Source organism: Sphingobacterium sp. UBA865 (genome assembly GCF_002295765.1).
GTDB classification, from domain to species: Bacteria; Bacteroidota; Bacteroidia; order Sphingobacteriales; family Sphingobacteriaceae; genus Sphingobacterium; species Sphingobacterium multivorum.
The window spans coordinates 201,932-228,881 of record NZ_DBGB01000020.1 but is presented as its reverse complement, the minus strand read 5'-3'; the positions used below and the strand labels follow the sequence as shown (position 1 = coordinate 228,881).

Here is a 26,950-nt window from a genome sequence, read left to right as displayed (position 1 = left end):
CAGTCAAGGGCTTCTTTCGTTTGGATACTTCCGTACTTCCCCTGGCCTCATTGTGCCTTAGCAGTGTGAAGCATCTTTATACAAGCTGCAAGATGAGTACTGGATAACCGGATCGTGGCATGATCAGAACATTTGAAAACGCTGCTGTACCTCCTTTACTTCCTCTGATCCCTTAGCACTATCTCTGCTGAAGTGGACATCCTCCTCTATGTATGTATACATACACATGAAGCTTGGTCATCCAAAAGGACAGCGTGAGCAACTAATGGATGCAAAAATGTAGGCTCAGGACACTATAGGAAATTTCCCTGATTTCATCGGATCGCCAATAGCAATGGTACCGAATCAACGACATTAGGATGGATCTAATAAAAACGGCACTTAAATCGCTATCGGTTAAAGTGCCGTTTTTCTGTTATATCAGTGTTGTTGCTGTAATATTGAGGAGCTCGCTTGGGGTATGGATAATGTATTTTGCCCCGTGTTGTCTCAATTCGTCTTCATCGCGAAAGCCCCAGGTAACACCGATTGCTGTTACCCCGGCATTATTGGCCGTATCCATATCGACCGATGAATCACCGACATACAGGCAATTTTGTTTGTTGACACCTAATGTCTCGAGGCTATCTAGGACGATTGCGGGATCGGGTTTGGCTGGATGACCAGCGCGATGGCCGAGGACAAGGTCAAATGGAATATCGGGGAAGTATTGTTGCATCAGTGGGATGACTGCCTCGTGGTATTTATTGGACGCTACGGAGATTAGGTAACCTAAGGACTTCAGTTCTTGAAGCAGCGATACAATTCCCGGGTAAGGACGTGTATGCGATACAGGTTTTTGTTCATAATAGCTTTTAAAAGCTCCAAGTAAGACTGTAATCGTCTCTGCCATTCGTGCTTCTTCGGGCAATGCCCTTTCGATGAGTTTCTGTACGCCATTGCCTACAAATTTCTTATAAGCAACGAGTGGATGCGTTGGATATCCATGCTGTTCAAGAATAGCATTGCAGCTGTCCCCCAGGTCTTGTAATGTATCTAGCAGTGTTCCGTCCAGATCAAATATGATAAGTTTCATTTGATAAATCTAGTAAAAATTGCGCTTGAACCATGGTAGAATAGTGAGATTAAATGGAGTTTAATTATTTCCAAATGGAGGTATTTATATTTCCTTTCTGTGTATCATTTAGATCTGGGAAAAAAGTGAACCCAGTTATTTTTTCCAGTTCGCTTACGGTTAACCTATAATTTTCGAACGTGCTTCCTGAAGGTGGAATGACATTGTCAATCTTAAAACCAATGGTATAATATTCGTTTCCTTTTTTCATTGCCAAGGCTTTAAAATAGTATTTTGGTTTGGCAATATCTTTTCCATCGTTGTCCTGCGCAAAATCGAGGCTGTTTTCGGTGCTGGTCTTAGGTATTGCGCCAGTTACGACATACATCGTGTCACACTGTGCAGTCCAGGTTCTCACTTTCGTTTCCAGGTTTGCCCAAATACCTTGGTTAAGTCGTGAAACCTGTGCTGTCATATTGGTAAAATAAAATGTTGTTTTATTTTGAGCAATATTGAGATTTCTGTCTGCACTTGGCAATTGGTGCCCTCTGTCGTACCCTGTTGGCTGAAATCCCTTAAATAGATTGGGTTGAAATGCTGTTGATACGGCAGGATCGTAACCCCAGGCATCCGTACGATTGCCTGACCCTAGCACACTGTTGTATAAGGGGTATGCAACCCAATATGCCATTTTTAGCTTTTTGTCATATAGCATCGCATAATTTCTGCTGTCGCTTGCGTCGGGCATAAAATGTTGTATAAATACCTCATCACTACTGAGATTGCTCATTTTGGGTATTTCCAGATAAGCTTGTGATTCACCAATCCCGCCGCTCGGTTTTCCATTGTCAATGTTGATATCAAAGCTATATTGGCTTCCGGCTATTAAATTTTTTAAATTCCGATTTTGGGGTATTGTCCAGGTAAAGGTATCGCCATTAGTGGCAATAAACTTAATGGCCTTTCCTGTGATATCTTCGCCAGGAAGTAGCATAAATTCTATATGGGCGGTTTTATTGGTATTTAGTGATACCTTTTTTTGCACATCCTTTTTTTCGGTTGAATTAACAGTCAATTTTCCTGTTGTCAAATCGAATCCTCCCTGGATGCTTATAGCTGGCATTTTTACGATAATCTGATTGGCTTCCAATGCGGCTGTATTGGTTATGGATAGCTTAATGTTGACTTTGCTCAGTTGTCGTACAAAAATAAGTGGTACTGTATTGTTGTTTTTACCGATGTTTTTGGCATTGTTTGCATACATCAGGTCTAAGGCTGCCGGGTTGGACTGGTCACTTATATTGATGGGATATTGAAAGTCTGCCAGTGATTTGTAAGGATAATAGGCGATAAAGTCCACGTTTTCATTCGGTAGGAAAACCGGGCTGTTACTTTGAAAAACCGAACCGTTAAAAGTGAAGGGGTAATTTTTGACCTGGTCGATAAGCGAAATTGCTGCCAAAGGTTGGTCGGCTATGTACATATATACACCGATTTGGTCATTTTTATTCCAGAAACTCTCTGTCGTTTGTGTGTTGATTTGACCGACAATAGTAGGGGTAAATTGCACCGCTGCTCGGTCAATTCTAGTTTCCGTTTTCTGACAGGAGTTAAAAGTAAGCAATGCAATTATAATGTAGGCTATCCGGAATATATTTTGATCCGGTATCGCTTTGGTCTTGTTCGTCATATGAATAGCTAGTGTATATTGATAAAGTGATGGCAAAAATAGTTAAGTTCACTAGAAGTTACAGCGATCTTTTTAGTAATCCCGGTTATAAGGTTTGTATTGGATTGATCTTTAGATAGATATTTTAGGCACCATTTCGGTTTTTATAGTATCTCACTTGTAGTATATTTAAAGATCTCAAACAGTTGTTAAGACAATAATATAGGTAATTGATAAAATATTTAACAGTATGTGTTCCATACTTGTTTAAAAATCATTTGTTTTCGGTTGCTGTTGTGCTATTATGTGTAGTACTAGGGTAACGCTTTTAATTCCTTTTGGAAAAAATTAATACGAAGGTGTTGATTTTCTTCATTTTTCCCTGAAATCAGGTAGTAAAATATATTCTCGTTTCTAATAAATTTGTCAATAGGAAAAAAATAGCACAATGTTTGCTGTTCATGTCAAAACATATATTGATTTGACAAATTATTAATCGTTACGAGGTTGTAATGGAAGAAGTATTTAAAGTAAAAGGAAAATTGAATAGATTTTATGTGATTATCTGTGCTGTTGTCATGGTATTGACGGCATCGAGCTGCTTTGATTTTGTTGAGCAGATCGACTTAAAATCAGACGGTTCCGGACATATTGCCGCCACATTAAATTTGAGTAAAAGTAAAACCAAGGTGTCTTCTTTAATGAAAATGAAAAGTATTAAAGGCATCCGTATACCTTATCAAGCGGACATGGAGAAAGAGATTCGATCTGCTGTTCAGTTACTAAAACAAACTAAAGGAATTTCTACTGTACAGTACAGCACAGATTTTACCAATTATATCGTTAATATCTCCTGTGATTTCAGCCAGATAGAATCCTTGAACGCCTTTTCGGATATATTGGCAAATCGGTTTAAAACGAAGATATCGAATTCAAACCGCTATTATTATAACGCACAAAGCCATGTATTTGAACGCAAATTTGTGGCTTCTGCTGACTGGAAAGCAAAATTTAATCAGCTGGGAAGCGATAATACAACTCAGTTTGCGGACGCATTCTATACGCAGATTGTACGTTTTGAAAAACCGGTTGTATCTCAGGCAAACAGTCTTGCAAAGGTTGCCGGAAATAAGAAAGGGGTTTTGCTAAAACTACCATTTATGGATTTGGTCTATGGTAAATCGAGCTTGGCAAATAAAATCACATTAACAAAATAACCTATAACATTGGTGAAACCGGGACTTCATTTAGTTGCTGAAAGCGCTTCTATAGAGCAGGTTCGGTGTAGCTGAAAAATTATTTATACGATGAAATCAAAATTTATACTGCTAGGATTAGCATGTTTGTCTTTTGGGACAACTGTAAAGGCGCAGGACTTGATCAAACAAATCCCCGAGGATGCAGAAATGATTGCAGCTTTCCATATGAAAGACATTGTGCAGAAAGCAAATGCAAATAAACTGAACGAGTTACTCCAGAAGACTGGTTTTTTTGAGAAATCGGGAATTTCAGCGAACAATGATATTAAAAATTTGGGGGTAGACCTATCCCAGACAGCCTATTTTTATACCAGGAAAACCGATAGTATCAGTTTTACGGAATTTATATTTTCCTTGAATAACAAGGGGCAATTTGAGAAACTGCTCCATGAGGCGGGTGAACCCAAGGCATTTGCAAATGGCTATACGAGCATAGGCCTCAAGGCGGGGAGTATGTTGGTATACAACGATCGGATCGCTCGATTTGTTTCGGCAACGACAAATACCACCTTTTTGGACAATGATTCAATTGCTAGTCGTTATGGAATCAAAAAGGTAGACTACGTCGCGCGTCCAGCTGATGACGAAGATGCTTGGGCAGATACAACTGTAGCCGTAATGGACTCTGCTGCCGTAGTCTGGGATGCGGATGAAAATCTAGCGGTGCCAGTATCCCCGCCGGTTGCTATAGCTGCAGAACCTGATACGATAATAGGTGCTACAGAAGTACTGCCACCTGTTGCTGATATTGCGATGGATGAAGTGGCAGAAATGCATGATCCAAGTTACTACGATTCGCTTTATACGGCTTATGAAGATCAAAATCGGAAAAACGATTGGATTCGTAACGGCTTACGTGATAAATGGTTATTGAACGAGGTTACCCGTTTGGTTTCAGGGAGTTATAAGTCTTTGTCAATTGCAGATCAGGAGAAGGTTTTAAAGAATCTCGGGCTCATTCGATTATATGTTCCTCGTGTAGAGGATCTGTACCGTGGTCTTATGCCTTACACCACCTCTCTTCCTTATTATTATATGGGAATCAAACTGGATAAATTCAAGACGGGTTATCAAGACGGGGTATTGGAGTTAGTACAAGAGGGCAATGTGCTGAAATTAAAGGGATCTGTAGGTTTAGATAAGGACCTTGCTGAGATGACCAAAAGAATGTATGCGCGAAAGCCTAATTCGAAGTTCAGTAAATATTTAACGGATAAAACACTAGGGTTTTTTAATGTGAATATTAATTCGGAGGCTTATCTGAGAGAGATGCCTGCCTATATGGCAAAATATTATAGCGGTTTATTGGGGCCTCAACAGGACCTTGTCGAATGGGGACTGATGGCTCTTGAAATAGCGCTCGATGAAAAGGCCATTGCCCAGGTGATGCCAGGAGACCACTTGGTCGTCGTAAATGGTCTTCGGAAGTTCAAAAAAGATTATATCGATTACACCTATGACGATGATTATAATGCAACCGAAGTGAAAAAGACGAAGGAAGAAACACTTCCGGTGTTTATTTGGATGTTCACATCGAAAGATCAACGGTTGATAAAAAAAGGCTTAGAAATGGCAGTTTCAAAGCAAGTTGGACAGGTTCATGATGGTATTTATGCGTTTTCAAAACAGAAAGCCAAAGATTTTCCAATGTATGTTCTTTTGAAAGAAGATCTGGTCATGGTCAGTAATGATTCCTTGTCATTAAATGATATCCGTCAGAATAAGATGAATGCTCCCGTAAATAAAGATTTTGCAAAACTAATGAAGCAAAATAAGATGTCTGCAGCCATTGATCTACAAAAGCTACCTGCTATGTTAAAGGAAATGGGCGTAACACCGGGAAGACAATGGGAAGCAACGGTGGCGCAGCTCAATCAATATGGTAGTACTGCAGTTACTTCCAAGGGTGTAGTGGGCACCCGTGCTGAGGTTGAAATGTCGTCACGACTGCCGCAGACGAGCGACGGTGCGATCAGCTACTTACTGGATCAAATTATGGATGAATTAAATAAAAAGTAGTGCTACAATAGTGAGTTATTTATTTTGTGATAAAAATGTGTTATGAAAAGATAAGGGATCTATGAAATCTTATAAATAGTCATGAAGTGTATTTTTTAGTATACATCAAATTCTAAATTTGATGTATATTTGTTCGTTTTATGAAAAGTGCTTTCGGTCCCAGAAAAATAATGATAATTTTCTTTTTTGGTTTGTTTTTTGATAATCCTGAAACGTTTTTGTAACCCATGAAATATTTGGTTTTTATGAATTTCTCATATTTAAGAAGAAGGCTTCGCAAAGAAAATCCACGATGGGTTGTATTATTATTTGATTTGGGTATAGTTTTGTTTTGCTATGTCTTTTCAAACTTTATTGTTAATAGCTTTAAAGGAAGTCTAGATGTACTTGATATGGTGTGGAAAGCTCCTATTGTATTGATCATCTATCTGAGCTGTTTTGTGATCATGCAAACATACAAAGGGATTGTAAGGCAAACTGGACTAAGTGATGCAATTAAGATATTTAAAACATCTTGGCTTGCGTTTATGATTCTAGCGATATTAAGTGCGATTGTGCGCTTGTCATCAGGAGAAGATCACAATGTATTGGGGTTTCTTAGGGTATCTTATGGTGTTCTTTTAATGCATACTTTTTTTACAATGGTTTCTTTGGTGGCTTCTAGGGTTTTCTATCGTACAATTTATGAAAGTTTATTTCTGAGGAATAGAAAAATGAAACAAGTGCTGATTTTTGGCGCCTCAAGACCGGGATTGGTTGCTTTCTCTCTATTGAAAGAGGATCAGAGGACAAAATATCAAGTTGTAGCATTTGTCGAAGATAAAGTTTCTCGTGTAGGCAAGCGTATCGGGGGACTTCGTATCATGGATATTTCTGCCATCACTATGGATTTTGTTCGGGCAAATGATATCTCGGATGTTGTTATAGCCGTTGAAAACGACGATCCCGAAAGATTAGCAAAAATAACTGATGCATTTCAACAGTTGAAAATAGAACTGAAAATTATGCCTCCAGCTCATTTGTTGTTAAATTCTGGTATCAAAAGAGAAATTAGGCCACTTAAAGTAGAAGATTTATTAGGTAGGAAAAATATAAAATTGAACAATCCCGAAATAATAGCAGAGACTGAAAATAAAGTAATCCTGATAACTGGTGCTGCAGGATCTATCGGAGGGGAACTTTCTCGTCAAATTGCAAAACAAAAATATAAAAAATTAATTTTATTAGACCAGGCTGAATCCCCACTATATGATTTGCAGCAATCATTAAACCTGAATAATTCTGATAAAGTAAAGTGTGTTGTTGGCGATGTTAGGGATATTGTATTTTTAGATCATTTATTTAATCAGTATAATTTTGATATCGTTTTTCACGCTGCTGCTTACAAACATGTTCCTCTAATGGAAGATAACCCTTATGAAGCTATTTGGACAAATGTTGTTGGCTCTAAGAATCTTGCAGACCTTGCCTTAAAGTATTATGCCAAAAAATTTGTTATGATTTCTACTGATAAGGCGATAAATCCTACAAATGTGATGGGAGCAACGAAGAGAGCTGCTGAGATTTATGTCAGCAGTTGTTATGGTAAGGGTAATACATCGTTTGTTATTACACGGTTTGGAAATGTATTAGGCTCAAATGGTTCAGTTATTCCTTTGTTTGAGAAGCAAATGTCTGAAGGAGGTCCACTTACCCTTACGCATCCTGATATTACACGTTATTTTATGACTATTCCGGAGGCATGTCAATTAGTTCAGGAAGCTGCCGTTATGGGCCAAGGCGGGGAGATTTTTGTTTTTGATATGGGTAGCTCTGTCAAAATTATGGATTTGGCAAAACGGATGATTCGTTTAAAAGGATATCGGTATCCTGATGATATTGATATCAAAATAGTGGGACTTAGACCTGGTGAAAAAATCTTTGAAGAGCTGTTAGCAAATGGTGAAAATACCTTGGAAACTCACCATCCTAAAATTATGATTGCAAAAATTAATCATGAAAACCTAGCATTTAAATGTGAAAAATTGAAAGAACTTGTTACTATGACCTCATTGCAAAAAGTGGACGCAATGTCCTTGGTAAAAGTTTTAAAAGAGATTGTTCCAGAATTTAAATCCCAAAATTCAGATTTTAGTGTATTGGATTTTGATAATGATGGGGTTCAAGTAGCAACCTAATTGTAATCTAGAGATGATTATCTAATAAAAAAATGATATTTTTACCACGAATTATACAAATAATACTTCATTCATGCATACTTATTTTAAGTTTAAACATTATTTTCAAATATTATTGCTAACAAGCATAATTTTAGGGCTAACATCCTGTGGCTCTCGAAAGAGTATAATATACCTGCAATCCGACTCGACAAATATTGTTAATGATTACGAAAAATACATTCCACGCATACAACCTAATGATATTTTATCAATAGCTGTTTCTGCTGCTGATTTGAAAGCTGCTATGCCATTTAATCAAGTTAGCCCCTATCAAATGAATAGTGCTACTAGTACCGATTTGGCAATGAAGCCAACTTACACTGTCGACCAAATGGGGATGATTGATTTCCCTGTAATAGGTAAGATTCGTTTGGAGGGTTTGACAAGAATGGAAGCGATGGATAAATTGCGGGGAGAATTAAAGAAATATATTGTTGATCCAGGTGTTAATATGTCATTCAATAATTTCAAAGTAACGGTGATTGGGGAAGTGGCTCGTCCGGGCTCATTTCCATTACAAAATGAGCGTATAACATTGCTTGAGGCCTTAGGTATGGCGGGAGATATGACAATGAAAGGGGTAAGAAATAACGTCTTGGTCATACGAGAGGTAAATGGACAAAAAACGGTTAATCGGGTGGATCTTTCTAAACAAGATGCTTTAAATTCCCCTTTTTATTATTTAGCACAAAATGATGTTGTGTATGTTGAACCAAATAAATCTCAAATTCGAAATGCTAATTATGGTCAGAATACGAATGTGTTGATCTCAGTAGTTGGTTTGATTATCACTGTTATTTCTGTTATTGTACGTTAAAAATTTACAAATTTTATTATGCCTGATAATTTATCTCAATTGAATTCTGATTCACAAGAAGACCAGCAAATAAATATAAAAGCCCTTTTTGAACAATATTTTTACTATTGGAAATGGTTTGTTTTGTCTATTTCAATCGTATTATTTAGTGCATTTCTTTATCTTAAATTTGCAACGAAGCAATATAAAGTAGATGCTAAAATACTTCTGCCAAATGAAAATGAAGGTAAAGGGGAGTTGGCTGGCCTAGCGGATCTCGCATCTATCACAGGTAGTGCTGGTAATACGGCTAAAGTAATGGATCAGATTGATGTTCTTAAATCTAGAAGATTGGCTGGAAAAGTTGTCGATACGCTAAATTTGAACATTTCTTATTCTGAAGGTAGATTTAAGAAAGAAATGTTAGCACAACAAGAATCCCCAATTCGCCTCTTTTTGGTAAATTCAAATATATCTTACCAAGATACAATAAAAGGACGATTTCGTGTGGATATACTCTCTTCCACAAAAGTAATTCTCGAAGATGAATTGGGAAAGAATACAAAAGAGATTCTTCTTGGAACAAAAGTTAAGTCGAGTTTAGGTGAGATTATTCTTTTGCCTCAAACTCCAATTATTCAGTCTTTTATTAATAAAAGTATAAACATTACAGTTCTTCCTAGGTTGAATGCATTAGAGAATCTAGTGAAAGAGATAAATGTGACTCCCAATCAAGAAAAGCAATCCTATATTATTAATTTTTCAACTACTTCTGCCTCGGTCCTCCAGGCTTCTAAAATTATTAATGAATTAATTAATCAATATAATTTAGATCTTACTCAAGATAAAGATAAACTTACTAAGGCTACGTCTAAATTTATTAACGAGCGACTCGATAAAATTTCCGGGGACTTGTCTCATGTCGATAGTAAAGCTGAAAGTTTTAAAGAAGGGAATCGTCTAATTGATGTTGAATCTGAAGCGAAGCTTTTTCTTGAAAATGCTTCAGAATCAGATAAGAAAGTTGTGGAACAGCGGACTCAGCTTCAGTTGGTTGATTATATGAAGCAATATGTGCAATCCAACAATACCGAACTTTTGCCTACAAATATCGGCCTTCAGGATCTTTCAATTGAAAAGACAATTGTTGAGTATAATAAGATGGTATTAGAAAGAGATGATTTATTGAAGTCTTCTACTATTGATAATCCTGTCATTAAAAATATCAATGATAATATTAGAGTCTTGAATAACAATGTGATAAAGTCATTAAATAATTACCGAAACGTTACACAATTAGCCCTAAATTCTGCCCAAGCTAAGAAATCGGAGTTACAAGGTAAATTGAGTAATCTTCCCAAACAAGAACGTGGATTTAAAGATATTTCAAGAGAGCAGCAGATTGTCGAATCTCTTTATCTTTTTTTATTACAAAAAAGAGAAGAGAATGAGATCAAGGCCGCCGCAACACCGGACAATTTAAAGATTATTGATGAAGCCTTTGGCTCGAATATTCCAGTATCTCCTAAGAAAAGTATTGTGTTGTTAGGAGCTTTAATTGTTGGGGTGATCTTGCCATTTGGTATATTATATTTAAAGTTTTTATTGGATAACAAAATTCAGTCTAGGAAGGATATTGAAGATCTTATAAAAGCTCCTATATTAGGAGAGATTCCTACAAGTGAGCATCCTATCATCCAGGAGAATGATCGTTCTTCATTAGCTGAGGCTTTTCGGATACTCCGTACAAATATGTCCTTCATGTTGGGACCTAATAAAAATGATTCGAAAGTTATTTTTATTACTTCAACAACTTCTGGAGAAGGGAAGTCGTTTGTGTCAACTAATCTAGCGAAAATTCTTGCCATGTCTGCGAAAAAGGTACTTCTGATCGGTGCAGATATCCGAAGTCCTAAAGTTTTGGATTATTTGGGACTTGCACACCTTCAACACACGAATATAGGTATCACGCAGTATATGATTAATCCCGACATGGATCTTGATAATATCGTGATAAAAAAACCTGGGAATTACAATTTTGATATTATTTATTCGGGTTATGTCGCTCCTAATCCAGCGGAACTTTTAATGAACGGTCATTTTGACGACGTTATTGAATACGGACGTAGAAATTATGACTATGTTTTGGTGGATACAGCTCCCGTGAGCTTAGTGACTGATACTGTATTAATTGCCCATAATGCCGACTTAACTATTTATGTGTCACGAGCAAATTATCTCGATAAAAGATTGTTACAAGTGCCTAAAGAGCTTTATCAACAAAGTAAATTGAAAAATATGGCTTTTGTAATTAATGATGTCGATTTTGCCAGAGGCTATGGCTATGGCTATGGCTACGGTTATGGTTATGGTGAGAGAGATGATAAGAGTAGTAGAAGATTCAACTTTCTTCAAAATTTATTTAAATCTGCTAAAAAGTAGCTAGTTACCAATATTATATCAATTATTAAAAGGCATCAATATTTAATGTTGGTGCTTTTTTGTTGGTACTCTTTTTGCTGTATGAATTTTGAGTTTTTTTGAAAAGCAGTTTCAAACCATTTCTGCATAAAATGTAAATAAAAGGTTATAGTGTAATATTTTGAGCTTTTATAAAAATTAGTTACAACTATTAAATTAGTTTTTTCTATAGAAAGGAATTGGTTTTTTAAATAAATTATGTTTAACTGTAGCGTTTTGTTTATGTTTTCCGTTATATTTGTAGTTTCTATTAAACTACTTTAAAATTATTTGATTAGTATATGGGGATATTGTCAAAATTGTTTGCGGGCAATAAAAAGGATTCTAAGATAAAGGTTGTAGGAAAATTGGCCTTTCTAGAGGTCGATATGCATAACCATATTTTACCAGGAATTGATGATGGAAGTCAATCTGTTGATCAGTCGATAGAGTTAATTAAAGGCTTAAACAGAATGGGATTTGATAAATTTATCTGTACGCCGCATATAATAGAAGGTGTTCATCCTAACACTTTGAGTACAATCGAAAAATCAAAGGATTTGTTGGTCAAAGAATTGAAAAAGATACCAAATTCTCCAGAGATATTTCATGCTGCTGAACATATGGTAGATGATGGGATTGAGAAATTAATCGGTTCAAATGAGTTGTGTGTAATGCCGGGCGGTTATGTGCTTATTGAAATGTCATATCTTCAAGAGTCTAGAGCGTTATTTAAAACTATCCTTGATATTCAGAATTTGGGATATAAACCAATTTTAGCTCACCCGGAGCGTTATAACTATTATCATTATAATTTTAATATGTATAAGCAGATTAAGGACGCAGGATGTATGCTACAATTAAATTTATTATCGATAAGTCGTTATTATGGTGTTGAAGTTAAGTCTGCTGCATTAACCATGATCAAATCAGGTATGTATGATTTTGTCGGAACAGATACTCATCACCAACGCCATCTAGCTGCATTGGAAGAAGTCGTTGCAAAATATCCTGTTAGAGATTTACTTAAAACTTGTAATATAATTAACTCGTCGCTTCAAGATCACTTAACACTTGATAGTGTGAACGTTGCTGGTTAGTAGTTTTGAAGTTATTATCCCTAAAATAATTAGTCTAGTTCGTCTTAATATATTTTGTTGTTAAGAAAACTGGCGAATAGGTGAATCCTATTTCTGGTATCTTGTATTTTGCCCGCATGGATATTTCGAAAATTTGGCTACTTTTGGTTTTAGCATTTTTCATATGAGAGGAAACAGAATTTTTATTCAAGATTGGATAGCACACCATACTTATCAAAAAACAAACGAAATAGATAGTTATTACTTACGCGTTGCAAATGAAATCAATGATAGTTTATCGACACTATGGTTTGAGGAGCAAGAGACAAATGATCTCATCCATACCGATGCTTTAAAGACATTGAGTATCTATCTAACGTGTTACTTAGAAGACGTTATTGCGAAAACAGGAATTTTTGCTGCTTTTAGAACGATCCATACAGAACTATACAATCAACTTTTGCCTTTTTATAATGATAATGACCTGACGGATTATTATGCTGAGGATATTAATAGCGAAGATATTGCTGTATTGACCTGGTTGTTTTTCAGTGAACGCAACCCACATTTATTTATTGATCCCCGTGGTCGTTTGATCCAATTGGTTACAGATTTGGCCTATTCGATCTTGGAAGAACATTATGAAGTTGCTCCTGAAAATGAAAAGTTAAAACTAGAATATGTTTTGGACGAAGGAGCGAACTATTTTGAAGTCCGTAATTTTATTGAAAAGCTTGTCGCTACAAATTACCTGACAGCGGGTGAATATAACACCAATCTTAATCATTTGATGCAAGTTGCGGAAATAGGGCGATATCAGCACGATCAAAATCAGTTGCAACAGATGATCTATCGGGTTCGAGACAACCATTTCAATAATTATAGACTACATGTGTTTGCGTTGAAGGCATCTGAGTTTGTAGCTGAGGTGGTTGGCAAAGAACATGCGCTATATGATATTGTCAAGACATTAGGTAATCGCATTAATAGCTTTTTCGAATTCGTTAAAACGGATGAGCTTTATGTACATGTAAAACATATCGGAACAAAAACTGCATTTAAAATCTTTAAGGACTCTATACAGCAATTTGTTGAACCAACAGAACCCCTATCTTTCTATATGGAAATTGTGCCTTGGAAAGATGCCTGGAACCTGTCGGGAATTATGACTGTTGTGAATGCCGATGAAGTGAATTTTGATTTACCTGAGCAATATGAGATGACCTATCGCATTGAAGCCTTAAATGGTAAGGATAAGAGCTTGAAGAAAACGGAAAAGCAGCTGAAAGATATGGGTAAATTGTTCCAGTCGGAGCATAAGGCTGCAGTGGCGTTTATGGAAGGAAAGGAAGTGAAGGAATTTGCAACGGATTTCTTTAAGAAATATCAGCAAAAATACCCGAGTAAAGAAGAGTCTCCACTTCCAGAATCAAATTTGGACCTTACAGAAGATGCTAAAGTCACCGTGTTTTTTAATCCGAAAACGGGTTTAGAAGTTTTTGGCGGTATAGCGGAATTTTTCCCATTAAAGAATAACGACTTCGCGGAGAAAGATGGTGAAATTGAGGTGCCTTATGCACGCTACTTTTTGAATCTTTTGGTCGAAGATTTTTTCCCAAGTGAGTTGCCTAAGTACTATGTTAATCTATTCAAGGCGGAAGTGGACAAACAGTTCTTTTTTCCGGTGAACGATGAGGTCCTTGATTTCTTTCTCCGTTTCTATAAACGAGGAACTTACTTCTTGGGACCATTTCCATTATTAAAATAACTCGTGTATCGACTGTAGAAATACAGAAATACATAAAAGTTCCATTGCCTACCTGCAATGGAACTTTTTTATGCATCTAAGTCAGGCTATCCTTTGCTGTATAAGATGGTGTGGTCCTTTAGATAATATCGAAGATATGAATGTGCTGAAGGGAGCAACCGCAGCGGAATTGTACGGTAGTATGGGGGCTGGTGTGGCCATTATGATTACGACAAAAAAGGGACTTGCGGAATAAGGAACGGAGATCTCAGTCATAGCAATAACATGTTTTTTTCGGGTTATCTAGCTTTGCCCGAAGTACAACATGGATACCCGTTAGGTGAAAGGGGAAAGTTTAATAATGATGACTATGTGGGGGGGGATAAACCGGATATTGGGCGTTCAGCCAAGCAATGGAATCCACTGACAAAACAACTGGAAGAGATGGAATTGCTTTCCCTTGGCAAGGACAGTTTTAAGAATTTTCTTGAGCGGGGATTTATATCCAATAACTCCGTTCGTTTTACCAACCAGGGTGAACATGGAAGTATTAGAACATCGATAAATCATATTTATAAAAAAGGACAGTATCCAAACCAAAAAGATGAATATGACAAACATGTCTGTCGCTGGGCAGACTAAGATTAGCGAAAAAGTTGATATAGAAACACGCCTTGCCTATAATCGTCGTTCAGCAAGAAGTAATTTTGGCGCAGGATATAATGATCAGGGGTATATTTCCAATATTCTCGTGTGGACTGGGCCTGAGTATAATTTACAGGATTACAAAGATTATTGGTAGATTAACGACCAATCTCAAAATTGAATGTATAAAGCCTGGTATGACAATCCGTATTTGACGGCTTATGAGAAGGTTACCCCTGAGCTGATTAATAAGATGAACGCTGCCTTGACCTTGAATTATAAGGTTTCTGATTGGGGGAAACTTAACCATATCGGGGTCGTCAGGCTTTACTTCGCGTTTGATTAATACGCATGAGGAGAAAATGACCAGATGTCATGGAATTACATTGGGTACAGCTGCTATAAAAAAGGAAAATTTCCAATGGGATATTATTTTAAATATGTCGCAAAACTTGGCATTCTTCCACAAGCTTGATCCCGTTTATTCTGCAGATGCATTATACGTTAAAAAGGGTATTCTTGATGAATTAGAAAAAGCAGATCAGCTCTTTGCAAGCGGAGCAAAATTTGCGGGTGATCCCTTGTATGGCGGAGACTTAACAAAATGGAGAAAACTCGTCAACAGGTTACCCAAAATGGAAAATCAACCCCGCATTCAGTTTAAATGCGGATGATCTAACCAAAATACCTGTTCGTTGGCGCTATCCAGCCAGTGAGTACACTTATAACGGACAAAATTTGGATGAAGCGCTCGCCCGCCAATATGGGGGGAAGGATGAGATCAATCGTTTGCGGGGATTTTTGTTAAAAACGTTACATTAAAAACGACAGCGAATGGATATATTCGCTTTAGACCATTGAATTTAGCAGAGAGATAACAAATTTATTTATGGATAGCAGAAGAGATTTTATTAAGAAGGCTTCGTTGTTAGCTGGTGTTTTTGGCTTACAGAGTGCTATGCCAGATGCCATACAGCGCGCATTGGCGATTGAACCTATAACAGGAAGTACCTTTTTAGATGCCGAACATATTGTCTTATTAATGCAAGAGAATCGTTCTTTTGATCATAGTTTTGGAACACTTCGTGGGGTTCGGGGATTCAATGATCCACGGGCGATTAAATTGCCTAGCGGTAATCCCGTATGGTTGCAGTCGTCGGCTGCAGGTAAGACCTATTCGCCGTTTCGACTGGATATCAAAAACTCCAATGCTGCGTGGACCGGAAATTTACCACATTCCTGGGAAAACCAGATGGCAGCCCGTAATGAGGGAAAACACGATAATTGGATCGAAGCAAAACGGCCAGGAGGAAAGGTTCTGAAAGAGATTCCGCTAACAATGGGTTATTATACACGCGAAGATATCCCTTTTTATTATGCATTGGCTGATGCCTTTACGATCTGCGATCAGCACTTCTGTTCGTCTATCACAGGTACAACAACCAATAGGCATTTCTTCTGGACTGGAACCTGTGTGCCACATAAAGGGGCGAAGCCATTGGTGCGGAATTCCGATATCTATTTTAACCGTTGGGCACATTGGAAGACTTTTCCTGAACGCCTGGAAGAAACGGGGATCTCCTGGAAAGTCTACCAAAATGAGGTCAGCATAGAAAGTGGCTTAGAGGGTGAGGATCTGTTGGGAAATTTCACGGACAACAATTTGGAATGGTTTGCGCAATATCATATTGAATTCAAGAAAAGCCATCTTGATTTTATGCGGAAACGTGTCGCGGAATTACCGGCGGAGATTCAAGAACTTGAGAAAGCATTAGCTAATAATAGCTCCGAGAGTGTCCAGAAAACACAGAATAAACTCAAGCAGAAGCAGGAACAGCTGAATCGCTACCAAAAACATTTGGCACGCCTTACGGAGCATGCTTTTCATCAGCTTCCTGAAGAGCAGCGTGCTTTGCATGAACGTGCGTTTCAAACGAATGAGGGGGACTCCTTCTATCGGGAGACAAGCGTTGTGACACATGAGGGTGAAAAAATTACCGTTCCTAAGGGCGATGTACTCCACCAATTTAGACATGATGTGAAGTCAGGGAAACTGCCAGCAGTGTCGTGGCTTGTAGCACCACAAAGCTTTTCAGATCATCCGAGTGCACCTATGTATGGCGCTTGGTATGTATCGGAGCTATTGAATATTTTGACAGAAAATCCGGAAATCTGGAAGAAGACCATTTTTATTCTGAACTATGATGAGAATGATGGTTACTTTGATCATATTCCTCCTTTTGTAGCACCTAACCCCGCAGACAGCCGTTCTGGAAAAACTTCGCCGGAATTAGATTATAGTGGTGAATATGTGAGTTTAGCACAGGAGCTTGCCGATGGTGAAGAAAAAGATAATGCAACGGAAGGTCCAGTGGGGCTTGGTTACCGCGTCCCTTTGATTGTGGCTTCCCCTTGGTCAAAAGGCGGCTGGGTCAATTCGGAGATCTGTGATATCACGTCGACGATTCAATTTATGGAGCATTTTTTCGAGAAAAAGTTGGGTAAGCAGGTAAAAGAGGAAAATATAAGCTCTTGGCGTCGAGCTATTACAGGTGACTTGACATCGATATTTCGGAAAGCTGAGGGATCGAATGCTGTTGATTTGCCTTTCCTTGATCGGAATCAGCAGATCTATGCGATTGATCAGGCCAAATCGAAACCACTACCCAATAATTTTCACGTTTGGTCGAAAGAGGATGCCGCAGCATTACGGTCTAAGGGGCATTCCACTTTACTGGCGAGACAGGAGAAAGGTCAAAAAAATTCTTGCGCGTTAGCCTATGAGCTCTATGCTAAAGAGTCATTTGCTAAAGAAGACAACCGAATTCATTTAACATTAGAAGCGGGCAATAAGGTGTTTGGTGATAAATCGCTCAGTAGCCCTTTTAATGTCTATAGTGGACCAAGTTATAAAGAAGGGGTTAAATTTTGGCCTTTTGCAGTTGTTGCTGGTCAGAATCTGAGCTTTGACTGGAATCTGGCTGACTTTAAAGATGGGCATTACGATCTAACCGTATATGGCCCAAATGGGTTTATGCGGGGATTTAAAGGACATGAGGAACCATTGACTGTTCGTGCAACTTATGAAATCGGGAGGAAAGGGCACTTAACGGGTAATCTTGTTTTGGAGATTCAAAATCATGGTAAAAAATCATTCCGTCTACATGCGGAGGATAATGCTTATAGTACATGGAAGAAATCCATTGTACTTGCTGCCGGGAAATCTACGAAGTGGATTGTGGAATCTCATAAAATCCATGGGTGGTATGATATAAAGGTACATGCTGAGAATACCAAATTTGTGCGCCAGTTTGCAGGACGTGTGGAAACGGGCAATCATTCGAAAACTGATCCACAATTGGGATAATAATCCGTTCCTACATAATTGACCAAAGGGTATATAATTAATATATTACTGACTAGGGTGAGAAATCCCAGTTTTTATTTTGACTGGGATCTTTTTGCATAGGTATGAGCATCCACTTGGGGTAGTCAGTAAACTTAGTGAAAAAAATATGATTTCTTTTTACAGGAAAGATAATCTCTATTTTTTAACGTTCTTCCTATATTCTCAAGGATTTTAATAGCTTTTTGGGGGAATATAATTCAGTTAGCTACCCCCCAAATCGTTGTTTTATTTTTTATGGCTGAGTTATATTTGTCAATGGGAAAATACCACTTTCGACATGCGCTTTTTCAATCAGCTGGCGTAATTCTTTTACTTTCTTTGGATTTTCCTGGGCAACATTGTGTTGTTCTTTGGGATCTCGTTTGAGGTTATATAGTTCGGCTGTAGATTGGCTACTTTTGACTTTTTGTAAGATAAGTTTCCAGTCTCCCTGACGCAAGGCTTGACGTCCCCCATCTTCATGAAATTCCCAGTACAGGTATTGGTGCTGTTTTTGTTGCTTGTTTTTACCTAGTAGCGTTGGCACAAATGAAATACCGTCTGTATAATGCGGTTTGTTTGCTCCGGCAAGCTCAACCATCGTAGGCATAATATCCCAAAAGGCGCCTAGGTAGTTTGAAGTTTTCCCTTCGGCAACTTTACCATGCCAGTACACAATGAAAGGGGTCTTGATGCCACCTTCATAGAGGTCGCGTTTGTTGCCACGCAACCCACCGGAGCTATTGAAAAAATTGGGGTCAGCTCCGCCTTCCTTGTGCGATCCGTTGTCGCTCGTAAAAATGATAATTGTATTGTCCAATAGCTTGTTTTCACGTAGCCGATCAACAATTTGACCGACATAAGCATCCATACGGCTTACCATACTCGCATACATCGCATGTGGTTTTTCAACCGAAGTGTAACCGGGAACAGTTGCTTGTGGTCCATAGTCATTTCCTTTATGCGGTTTTTCATCAAACCGGTCTGCATATAATTGGTAATATTTGTCATCCGGACCTGATAATTCGGCGTGTGGAAGAACGGTAGGTACATACAGGAAAAAAGGTTTCTCCTTATTTTCATCGATAAATTCCAGGGTCTTTTCTTGGATTAATGCTGGTGCATACTGCCTTTTGGCCATTAAACCATTGCCATGGAGTTCTATCCTTTCCTTATTATGCCAGAGGTGAGTGGGGTAGTAACGATGGGATTGACGTTGACAGTTATAGCCATAAAATTCATCGAATCCTTTTTGATCGGGCGCCCCTGTTGTATTGACCATTCCAAGGCCCCATTTTCCAAATGCACCGGTTGTATATCCTGCCTGTTGTAGAAGCATAGCGAAAGTTTGTACAGAGTCGGCTAGCGGTTGTTGTCCTTCGGGTTCAATTTCTTTGTTACCGCGTACATCGGTGTGGCCAGTGTGCTGTCCTGTCATTAAAGATGATCGCGACGGAGCGCACACAGATGTCCCAGCGTAGAAGTTGTCAAATTTCATTCCTTTGGCAGCCAATGAATCAATATGCTTCGTTTCAATTTTTTGCTGACCGTATACACCAAGGTCTCCATAACCAAGATCATCTGCCATAATAAGTACAATATTCGGTCTTTGGTCCTTCTTTTGAGCTATGGCAAGAGAGGCTAGAGCCAAAAGAAGAGACAAGATAAAAGATGTTTTCATTTGCATTCAGTTATTTCTTCAAATTAATTTTTTCTTAGCTAAGACTGCCCACTAGTTTATTTAGTAGTGAAACTTCATCCATTAAAACAGTCAGATGGTCCTAATTTAGTTTTATTGGTTATGCATCGTATGCTTTTTTAGTACTTCTATTTTTGAGAAGTATATTATTCTAATTATTTAAAAAAGAATGAGGGTTAAATTTACTCAAAAATAGCTTTTGATCGTACTAGTTCGCATTGGTTGAGCGATAATAGCGGTAATGAAAGAGCCTTAATTTGATAATATGTTACTTTTTACTGTCTACGCATACGATTGTGTAATAATTTATTGTGTGCTATCAATTGTAATCTCCGATATGTTCATATTTATTTTCTAATTTCACCCTAATTTTATGAAAATGCTCTTATGGCCAAATCAATTAAAGAAATAGCACAAGAACTCAATGTGTCTAAATCAACTGTTTCATTAGTCATTAATCACAAAGCCGAGCGAGCACGCATTAGCAAGGAATTGGAAAACCGTGTACTTGCATACGTTGAAAAAGTAGGCTATAAGCCCAATGCTCTCGCTAAGAGTTTAGCTACGGGGCGGTCAAATACCATCGGTCTAATTGTAGAAAATATTGGAGATTCTTTTTTTGGTCCATTTGCATTGTATGTAGAGGAATTGTTCCGAAAGAAAAATTATCACGTCCTCTACAGTAGTACGCTTGGCGATTCGCAAAATGCACGCGATATCATTGATTCGATGTTGGAAAAGAAAGTAGAGGGTATTATTTTGGCTCCGACCGTAGATTTGGAAGAATACCAACGCAAAATATTGGAGCATAAAGTTCCATTGGTCGTTTTTGATAGGAATACTCCAGCAGTTGAAACCCATTATGTGCATATTGACAATGAAGTTAGTGGGAAGAATGCATGTGACCATTTGAAATCTATAGGTTGCAGAAATTTTGGGCTGGTAACCATCGATTCGGATCAACCACAAATGTTGGCGCGAAAATGTGCCTATTTAGATTTTTGTGACACATACGGAATGGAGCCTCGCATACTGCAATTACCTTATCAGCATCTGAAGCAGAAAGGTTCACGTACGTTGAAAAATTGGGCAGCTAAGCAGGTTGGATTAGACGGTCTCTTTTTTACAACAAATTACCTTTGTATTCTTGGCTTGAAGGCCTTGCGGTCAGCGGATGAAAATAACTATGATTTTCCGATGTTTTCTTTTGATGACCATGAGTTGTTTGATCTTTTAAACCCTAAAATCTCCTGTATACAACAACCATTGGAACCTCTGGCTAAGACTTGTGTGAAAGTTTTGTTAAAGGAAATAGATCAAGGAATATCCACACCAAAAGAATATATTATCTCAACAAAATTGATCCGGCGCTAAAATGGGGCAATAAAAGGATGTGTAGAAATTGATTGTAAAAATAATAAGACCTGCTTCTCAATGCCAGGTGTTTGTTTTGATTTAATATTCTTTTTTATATCTTTACTAATACGTTTTAGTAGAAATGTTTTTATATATCCTAAATAATGAAAAAATCTATAAGTGTTTTTCTGGGTTCGTTATTGTCTTTTGGTTTGTTTTGCGCAAAACCGGTTTTGGCTCAGAAATTTAGAGGACAGCAAATGGAAGCTGTCGATCTTGTTAATCCATTAATGGGTACGGAATCCAAATTTGAATTGTCCAATGGTAATACCTATCCCTCAATAGCGCGACCTTGGGGAATGAATATGTGGACACCACAAACAGGGAAAAATGGCGACGGATGGCAGTATCAATATACCGCTGATAAGATTCGTGGATTAAAACAGACTCACCAGCCATCACCCTGGATGAATGATTACGGTGTTTTTTCTATCATGCCCGTAACGGGAAAGCCTGTATTTGATCAAGATGAGCGTGCGAGTTGGTTTTCGCATAAAGCGGAGATTGTAAAACCGTATTATTATTCGGTTTATCTAGCAGATCACGATGTGACTGCAGAGATGACACCAACAGAACGCGCAGCTATGTTTAGGATCTCGTTTAATAAAACAGATGATGCGTATATTGTTTTGGATGCTTATGAAAAGGGGTCTGAAGTTCAGATTATTCCAGAAAAAAATATGATAATTGGCTATTCTTCGAAATATGCACGTGGCCCACTACCTGCTAATTTCAAGAATTATTTTGTTTTAGTTTTTGATCAACCTTTTGCAAGTGTCGCTACTTGGGAAGGCAAAGAGAAGAAGGATGGGCAACTTCAGATCAAAGGTGATCACACTGGTGCAATCGTAGGGTTTAAGGTAAAAGACAAATCGAAACCAGTACAGGTGAGCGTAGCATCTTCCTTTATTAGTGCCGAACAAGCCTTATTAAACTTAAATGAGTTAAGTAATAAGTCTTTCGATCAAGTAAAAGAAGATGGACGTCAGATCTGGAACTCTACCTTAGGAAAAATTAAAGTAGAAGGCGATGATATCGATCAGTTGCGTACATTTTATTCGACGATGTATCGGACCTTATTTTTCCCAAACAAGTTATATGAAATTGATGCGCAAGGAAAGGCTGTACATTACAGTCCATATAATGGAAAAACACTTCCTGGTTATTTATTTGGAGGAACAGGTTTTTGGGATACTTTCAGAGCGTTGTATCCATTCTTAAACTTTATGTACCCTTCCATTAATAAGGAAATGCAGGAAGGTCTTCTCAATGCCTATTTGGAAGGAGGTTTCCTACCTGAATGGAGCAGTCCTGGATATGCCGATATTATGGTGGGCAATAATTCCGCTTCGGTGGTTTCGGATGCTTATATGAAGGGATTACGCGGTTATGATATCAATAAGTTATACGAAGCTTTACAACACGGTGCTAATAACGAAGGACCAATGAGTGCTGTTGGAAGGAAGGGCGTTGACTATTACAATAGCTTGGGGTACGTGCCATATGATGTTAAAATCAATGAAAATGCAGCACGAACATTAGAATATGCCTATGACGATTTCACGATCTACCAATTGGCAAAAGCGTTGAACCGCCCGAAGGCTGAAATTGATTTGTATGCTAAGCGTGCGCAGAACTATAAGAATTTATTTGATCCATCGACCAATCTTATGCGTGGAAAGAATAAAGATGGGAAATTCCAAACTCCTTTTAATCCATTAAAATGGGGTGACGCATTCACCGAAGGAAATAGCTGGCATTATTCGTGGAGCGTATTTCACGATGTTCAGGGGCTGATCGACCTAATGGGAGGAGAAAAGACATTTGTGAGCATGTTAGATTCGGTGTTTGTCCAGTCTCCAGATTTCGACGATAGCTATTATGGCGGTATTATCCATGAAATACGCGAAATGCAAGTTGCGAATATGGGGCAATATGCACATGGTAATCAGCCAATTCAGCATATGCCATATTTGTACAATTACGCTGGCCAACCTTGGAAAACACAATATTGGGTGCGTCAAGTGATGGATCGCATGTATAAGCCTACACCTGATGGCTATTGTGGTGACGAAGATAATGGTCAAACTTCTGCATGGTATGTTTTTTCTGCGCTGGGATTCTATCCTGTTTGTCCAGCAACGGATGAATATGTACTCGGAGCACCGTTATTTAAAAAAGCGACCTTAACATTTGAAAATGGTAAGACCTTGACCATAGATGCTCCAAAGAATTCTACTGAAAATGTATATGTAAATACATTGCAAATGAACGGTAAGGACTATGGTAAGAACTGGTTAAGTCACAAAGCATTGCATGAAGGTGGGACACTTAATTTTGACATGGCGGCAAAGCCTAATTATACGAGGGGAGCGTCCAAAAATTCAGCGCCTTATTCAATGACAACAGATTTGCAAACAAATATCAAGTTGAAATCGAACAAAAAGAAATAATCATTGGGTTATGATAAACTTAAAAAACTTAAAAATCGTTGTTACTGTATTTGGCTTGGCATACTCTTGTTCCCTTTTTGCGCAGGACAACTGGAAACATACCGAAAATGACCGCAAGGTTGCTGTGAATATTGATAGTATCAGTAAAGGTGGTTATACCCTGATTTGGATTAATAAAGACAAAGATTTTAGTGCTTCTTTAAAAGAAAGGCTGGTAGCGGCATATTTTACCAACTATCCTAAACTAGCCAAGAAATATAATAAAAAGACTATAAAAAAGGTCTCTTTTGTTATTGATCCGGACTATAAAGGTGTGGCAGCGACAGCGGGTGGGATTGTCCGTTATAGTCCAGCCTGGTTTGCCAAAAATCCAGGGGATATTGACGTGGTTACCCATGAGGTAATGCATATTGTTCAAGCATACCCCGATGGGGCGGGCCCGTGGTGGATTACGGAAGGGATAGCTGATTTTGTCCGATTTGATGATGGCATAGATAATGCGGGGGCAAACTGGAAGCTGCCAGAATATAACGAAAAGCAGAAATACAGCGATTCTTATCGTATTACAGCGCGCTTTTTGTACTGGATCAATCTACATGTAAAGAAGGATTTTGTCAAAAAATTGGATGCAGCGATGCGTAGCAAAAGCTATAGTGATGCTTTTTGGAAAGCGGAGACGGGTAAAACTATTGATGAGCTATGGGCCGATTATAGCCAAAATCCCACACTATAATTCATAAGCGATGAATATCAGAAGTTTAGTCTTTTTGGGATTAATTAGTGTCCCATATCTATTAAAGGCACAAGAAACTAAATTAGTTCAGTATGTCAAACCACTCATCGGAACGGCGAAAATGGGACATACTTTTCCGGGGGCGACAGTTCCATTCGGTGCTGTACAATTAAGCCCTGATACGGATACATTATCTTACGCCGTCAATGGACGGTATAACGGCGATGTTTATAAATATTGTGCCGGTTATCAGTATGATGATCCGACGATTGTCGGGTTTAGTCATACGCATTTTAGTGGCACTGGTCACTCCGATCTTGGTGACATACAGATCATGCCGACACAAGGAAAAGTTCAATTGAATCCGGGTACAGCTGATCGACCACAAGATGGTTATCGATCTTCCTATTCGCATGCCAATGAACGAGCTGAGGCCAATTATTACAGTGTTCTACTGGATAAACATCAGATTAAGGCTGAATTAACGACTACAACACGTGTAGGGCTCCACCGTTATACATTCAAAGAGTCTGACGCTTCACATCTTATCGTAGATCTAACTGCTGGGATTTATAATTATGATGGCAAGAATGTTTGGACCGTTGTCAAGGTATTGAACGATTCAACACTGGTAGGCTACCGTCAAACAAACGGTTGGTCGAGAACGCGCACCGTATACTTTGCAATAAAGACCTCAAAAGCTTTTAAGAATTATGGCGCCAAGTATGAAGATGGAAAATCTGTGTATAATGGTTTCTGGCGTAAGTTTGATCAACAAAATAATTTCCCCGACCTTGCAGCGCACAATATTAAGCTACACTTGGATTTTGATACAAAAGCACAAGAATCCATCCTTCTGAAAGTAGCTTTAAGTCCAGTAAGCATGAAGAATGCATTGGCCAATATGGAGGCTGAGGCTCCAGACTGGAATTTTGATGGCTACGTTAAGAAAGGCCAAGAAGCTTGGGAAAAGGAGCTGCATAAGATAGAAGCTGAAATGTTGAACAAGGAAGACCTGGTCAATTTTTATACAGCCATGTACCATGCAAGCTTAATGCCGACAGTCTATATGGATACGAATGGTGAATATAAAGGCTTGGATCAGGAGGTGCACCGCGCCAAAGGTTTTACGAATTATACTTCATTTTCGCTGTGGGATACTTATCGGGCTTTTCATCCGCTGTTGAATTTAATTAACCCTTCTCGTAATGCTGATATTGTAGCATCCATGATGGCTCATTATGACCAGAGTGTATTGAAGATGTTGCCGATTTGGTCGCATTATGCGAATGATAATTGGTGCATGAGCGGCTATCATTCGGTGTCTGTTATTGTTGATGCAATACTTAAGGGCGTTTACAAAGGCGATGCAGGAGCCGCACTAGCGGCTTGCGTACAAACGGCAAATACACGTCAGTATGAGGGAATCGGCGCTTACATTGATAAGGGGTATGTTCCTGCAGATGTATCGGGAACATCTGTTTCTAATACATTGGAATATGCGTATGACGATTGGTGCATAGCGCAATTGGCGAAAAAATTGGGAAAAGAGGATATTTACACGACTTTTTCCAAAAGAGCTGAAAGCTGGAAATCACTCTATGATTCCTCCATTGGATTTATGCGTCCCAAGAATTCTGCGGGTAAATTTCAGGAGAAATTTGATGTTTTGGATACACATGGACAAGGATTTATTGAAGGAAATTCATGGAATTACAGCCTGTATGTACCGCATCAACCTACTGAAATGATGGCATTAATGGGAGGCAAAAAACGTTTAGAGTCTTATTTGGATTCCCTGTTTACCATGGAATTACCGGATAAATATTTTGAACATACGGAGGATATTACCCGCGATGGCATTATCGGAAATTACGTGCATGGAAATGAGCCTTCACATCATGTGGCATACTTGTACAATATAACCAATAGTCCCTGGAAAACCCAGGCCCGCGTCAGACAGATCATACGGAATCAGTATCACAATGGCCATGCGGGTTTAGGGGGAAATGATGACTGTGGACAAATGTCTGCTTGGTATTTATTTACTGCATTGGGTTTTTATCCAGTGGCACCTGGGGAAGATAGTTATTGGATTGGTAGTCCTTTGGTAAAATCGGCAAAGGTTAACCTTGAAAATGGACGCAGTCTTTCCATAGTTGCCCGTAACCAGTCTGAAAAGAATGTTTACGTTAAATCCGTTTCTTTAAATGGGCGGAAATTGGCTGATTTTCTATTACCCTATAGTAGCATTATAAATGGTGGTGAATTAATCTTCGAGATGAGTAATAAACCAAACAAATAAAAGCCTGCT

The 26,950-nt window shown here is 38.4% G+C and carries 20 protein-coding genes; 17 read left to right on the top strand and 3 right to left on the bottom strand.

All coding sequences use genetic code 11. From position 1 onward, the window contains the following. Positions 1–415: 415 nt before the first annotated feature. Both B2O97_RS11780 and B2O97_RS11775 read right to left on the bottom strand, forming a co-directional pair. Positions 416–1,075, bottom strand: coding sequence for an HAD family hydrolase (locus B2O97_RS11780; protein ID WP_286767439.1), 660 nt, complete (start codon positions 1,073–1,075; stop codon positions 416–418). 64 nt (positions 1,076–1,139) lie between these two features. Further along, complete coding sequence (locus B2O97_RS11775; RefSeq protein WP_286767438.1) at positions 1,140–2,744, bottom strand: DNA/RNA non-specific endonuclease; 1,605 nt, start codon at positions 2,742–2,744, stop codon at positions 1,140–1,142. A gap of 491 nt (positions 2,745–3,235) precedes the next feature. On the opposite strand from B2O97_RS11775, the gene B2O97_RS11770 reads away from it, so the two are divergent. From B2O97_RS11770 to B2O97_RS11710, 13 genes are all read left to right on the top strand, one after another. After that, complete coding sequence (locus B2O97_RS11770) at positions 3,236–3,940, top strand: hypothetical protein (RefSeq protein ID WP_286767437.1); 705 nt, start codon at positions 3,236–3,238, stop codon at positions 3,938–3,940. A 90-nt stretch (positions 3,941–4,030) separates the two neighbouring features. Further along, on the top strand, positions 4,031–6,001 hold the full coding sequence (locus tag B2O97_RS11765; protein ID WP_286767436.1) for a hypothetical protein: 1,971 nt from the start codon (positions 4,031–4,033) through the stop codon (positions 5,999–6,001). Between the two features lie 227 nt (positions 6,002–6,228). After that, positions 6,229–8,178: a polysaccharide biosynthesis protein gene (locus B2O97_RS11760; protein WP_286767435.1), complete on the top strand. Its 1,950-nt coding sequence runs from the start codon at positions 6,229–6,231 to the stop codon at positions 8,176–8,178. Positions 8,179–8,251: 73 nt separating this feature from the next. After that, positions 8,252–9,037 carry a polysaccharide biosynthesis/export family protein gene (locus B2O97_RS11755; RefSeq protein WP_286767434.1) on the top strand — a complete coding sequence of 262 codons (786 nt, stop codon included), beginning with the start codon at positions 8,252–8,254 and terminating at the stop codon, positions 9,035–9,037. Between the two features lie 18 nt (positions 9,038–9,055). Next, positions 9,056–11,458, top strand: a complete 2,403-nt coding sequence (locus tag B2O97_RS11750; protein ID WP_286767433.1) for a GumC family protein — start codon at positions 9,056–9,058, stop codon at positions 11,456–11,458. 320 nt (positions 11,459–11,778) lie between these two features. After that, a complete protein-coding gene (locus tag B2O97_RS11745) occupies positions 11,779–12,576 on the top strand; it encodes a tyrosine-protein phosphatase (RefSeq protein ID WP_286767432.1) in 798 nt (265 codons plus the stop codon). A gap of 163 nt (positions 12,577–12,739) precedes the next feature. Further along, positions 12,740–14,323 (top strand): DUF3843 family protein, encoded by a 1,584-nt coding sequence (locus B2O97_RS11740; protein WP_286754717.1) that lies wholly within the window; start codon positions 12,740–12,742, stop codon positions 14,321–14,323. A gap of 70 nt (positions 14,324–14,393) precedes the next feature. Beyond that, positions 14,394–14,558 (top strand): hypothetical protein, encoded by a 165-nt coding sequence (locus B2O97_RS11735; protein WP_286767431.1) that lies wholly within the window; start codon positions 14,394–14,396, stop codon positions 14,556–14,558. A gap of 29 nt (positions 14,559–14,587) precedes the next feature. Continuing rightward, positions 14,588–14,944 (top strand): hypothetical protein, encoded by a 357-nt coding sequence (locus B2O97_RS11730; protein WP_286767430.1) that lies wholly within the window; start codon positions 14,588–14,590, stop codon positions 14,942–14,944. Further along, positions 14,907–15,104, top strand: a complete 198-nt coding sequence (locus B2O97_RS11725; RefSeq protein WP_286767429.1) for a hypothetical protein — start codon at positions 14,907–14,909, stop codon at positions 15,102–15,104. The genes B2O97_RS11730 and B2O97_RS11725 overlap by 38 nt, the downstream gene beginning before the upstream one ends. Before the next feature lie 24 nt (positions 15,105–15,128). Beyond that, positions 15,129–15,293 carry a hypothetical protein gene (locus B2O97_RS11720; RefSeq protein ID WP_286767428.1) on the top strand — a complete coding sequence of 55 codons (165 nt, stop codon included), beginning with the start codon at positions 15,129–15,131 and terminating at the stop codon, positions 15,291–15,293. A 94-nt stretch (positions 15,294–15,387) separates the two neighbouring features. Beyond that, complete coding sequence (locus tag B2O97_RS11715) at positions 15,388–15,621, top strand: SusD/RagB family nutrient-binding outer membrane lipoprotein (RefSeq protein ID WP_286767427.1); 234 nt, start codon at positions 15,388–15,390, stop codon at positions 15,619–15,621. 215 nt (positions 15,622–15,836) lie between these two features. Then, the gene (locus B2O97_RS11710) at positions 15,837–18,314 is read left to right on the top strand and encodes a phosphocholine-specific phospholipase C (protein WP_286767426.1); all 2,478 of its coding nucleotides are present in this window, start codon (positions 15,837–15,839) and stop codon (positions 18,312–18,314) included. 274 nt (positions 18,315–18,588) lie between these two features. On the opposite strand, the gene B2O97_RS11705 is transcribed toward B2O97_RS11710, so the two are convergent. Continuing rightward, positions 18,589–20,016: an arylsulfatase gene (locus B2O97_RS11705; protein WP_286767425.1), complete on the bottom strand. Its 1,428-nt coding sequence runs from the start codon at positions 20,014–20,016 to the stop codon at positions 18,589–18,591. A 405-nt stretch (positions 20,017–20,421) separates the two neighbouring features. Between B2O97_RS11705 and B2O97_RS11700 the strand changes: the two genes are divergently transcribed. The 4 genes from B2O97_RS11700 (at position 20,422) to B2O97_RS11685 (ending at position 26,941) form a co-directional block, all read left to right on the top strand. Beyond that, entirely contained in the window at positions 20,422–21,408 is a 987-nt protein-coding gene (locus tag B2O97_RS11700; protein WP_286767424.1) for a LacI family DNA-binding transcriptional regulator, read from the top strand. 146 nt (positions 21,409–21,554) lie between these two features. Beyond that, positions 21,555–23,903, top strand: coding sequence for a GH92 family glycosyl hydrolase (locus B2O97_RS11695; protein WP_286767423.1), 2,349 nt, complete (start codon positions 21,555–21,557; stop codon positions 23,901–23,903). A 10-nt stretch (positions 23,904–23,913) separates the two neighbouring features. Then, positions 23,914–24,636, top strand: a complete 723-nt coding sequence (locus tag B2O97_RS11690; RefSeq protein ID WP_286767422.1) for a basic secretory protein-like protein — start codon at positions 23,914–23,916, stop codon at positions 24,634–24,636. A 10-nt stretch (positions 24,637–24,646) separates the two neighbouring features. Further along, the gene (locus tag B2O97_RS11685; RefSeq protein ID WP_112374003.1) at positions 24,647–26,941 is read left to right on the top strand and encodes a GH92 family glycosyl hydrolase; all 2,295 of its coding nucleotides are present in this window, start codon (positions 24,647–24,649) and stop codon (positions 26,939–26,941) included. Positions 26,942–26,950: the final 9 nt, after the last annotated feature.

Bases quoted from the DNA above. Each gene is read 5' to 3' on its own strand.
- B2O97_RS11780 (WP_286767439.1), bottom strand. From the start codon at position 1,075: ATGAAACTTATCATATTTGATCTGGACGGAACACTGCTAGATACATTA.
- B2O97_RS11775 (WP_286767438.1), bottom strand. From the start codon at position 2,744: ATGACGAACAAGACCAAAGCGATACCGGATCAAAATATATTCCGGATA.
- B2O97_RS11770 (WP_286767437.1), top strand. From the start codon at position 3,236: ATGGAAGAAGTATTTAAAGTAAAAGGAAAATTGAATAGATTTTATGTG.
- B2O97_RS11765 (WP_286767436.1), top strand. From the start codon at position 4,031: ATGAAATCAAAATTTATACTGCTAGGATTAGCATGTTTGTCTTTTGGG.
- B2O97_RS11760 (WP_286767435.1), top strand. From the start codon at position 6,229: ATGAAATATTTGGTTTTTATGAATTTCTCATATTTAAGAAGAAGGCTT.
- B2O97_RS11755 (WP_286767434.1), top strand. From the start codon at position 8,252: ATGCATACTTATTTTAAGTTTAAACATTATTTTCAAATATTATTGCTA.
- B2O97_RS11750 (WP_286767433.1), top strand. From the start codon at position 9,056: ATGCCTGATAATTTATCTCAATTGAATTCTGATTCACAAGAAGACCAG.
- B2O97_RS11745 (WP_286767432.1), top strand. From the start codon at position 11,779: ATGGGGATATTGTCAAAATTGTTTGCGGGCAATAAAAAGGATTCTAAG.
- B2O97_RS11740 (WP_286754717.1), top strand. From the start codon at position 12,740: ATGAGAGGAAACAGAATTTTTATTCAAGATTGGATAGCACACCATACT.
- B2O97_RS11735 (WP_286767431.1), top strand. From the start codon at position 14,394: ATGCATCTAAGTCAGGCTATCCTTTGCTGTATAAGATGGTGTGGTCCT.
- B2O97_RS11730 (WP_286767430.1), top strand. From the start codon at position 14,588: ATGTTTTTTTCGGGTTATCTAGCTTTGCCCGAAGTACAACATGGATAC.
- B2O97_RS11725 (WP_286767429.1), top strand. From the start codon at position 14,907: ATGAATATGACAAACATGTCTGTCGCTGGGCAGACTAAGATTAGCGAA.
- B2O97_RS11720 (WP_286767428.1), top strand. From the start codon at position 15,129: ATGTATAAAGCCTGGTATGACAATCCGTATTTGACGGCTTATGAGAAG.
- B2O97_RS11715 (WP_286767427.1), top strand. From the start codon at position 15,388: ATGTCGCAAAACTTGGCATTCTTCCACAAGCTTGATCCCGTTTATTCT.
- B2O97_RS11710 (WP_286767426.1), top strand. From the start codon at position 15,837: ATGGATAGCAGAAGAGATTTTATTAAGAAGGCTTCGTTGTTAGCTGGT.
- B2O97_RS11705 (WP_286767425.1), bottom strand. From the start codon at position 20,016: ATGAAAACATCTTTTATCTTGTCTCTTCTTTTGGCTCTAGCCTCTCTT.
- B2O97_RS11700 (WP_286767424.1), top strand. From the start codon at position 20,422: ATGGCCAAATCAATTAAAGAAATAGCACAAGAACTCAATGTGTCTAAA.
- B2O97_RS11695 (WP_286767423.1), top strand. From the start codon at position 21,555: ATGAAAAAATCTATAAGTGTTTTTCTGGGTTCGTTATTGTCTTTTGGT.
- B2O97_RS11690 (WP_286767422.1), top strand. From the start codon at position 23,914: ATGATAAACTTAAAAAACTTAAAAATCGTTGTTACTGTATTTGGCTTG.
- B2O97_RS11685 (WP_112374003.1), top strand. From the start codon at position 24,647: ATGAATATCAGAAGTTTAGTCTTTTTGGGATTAATTAGTGTCCCATAT.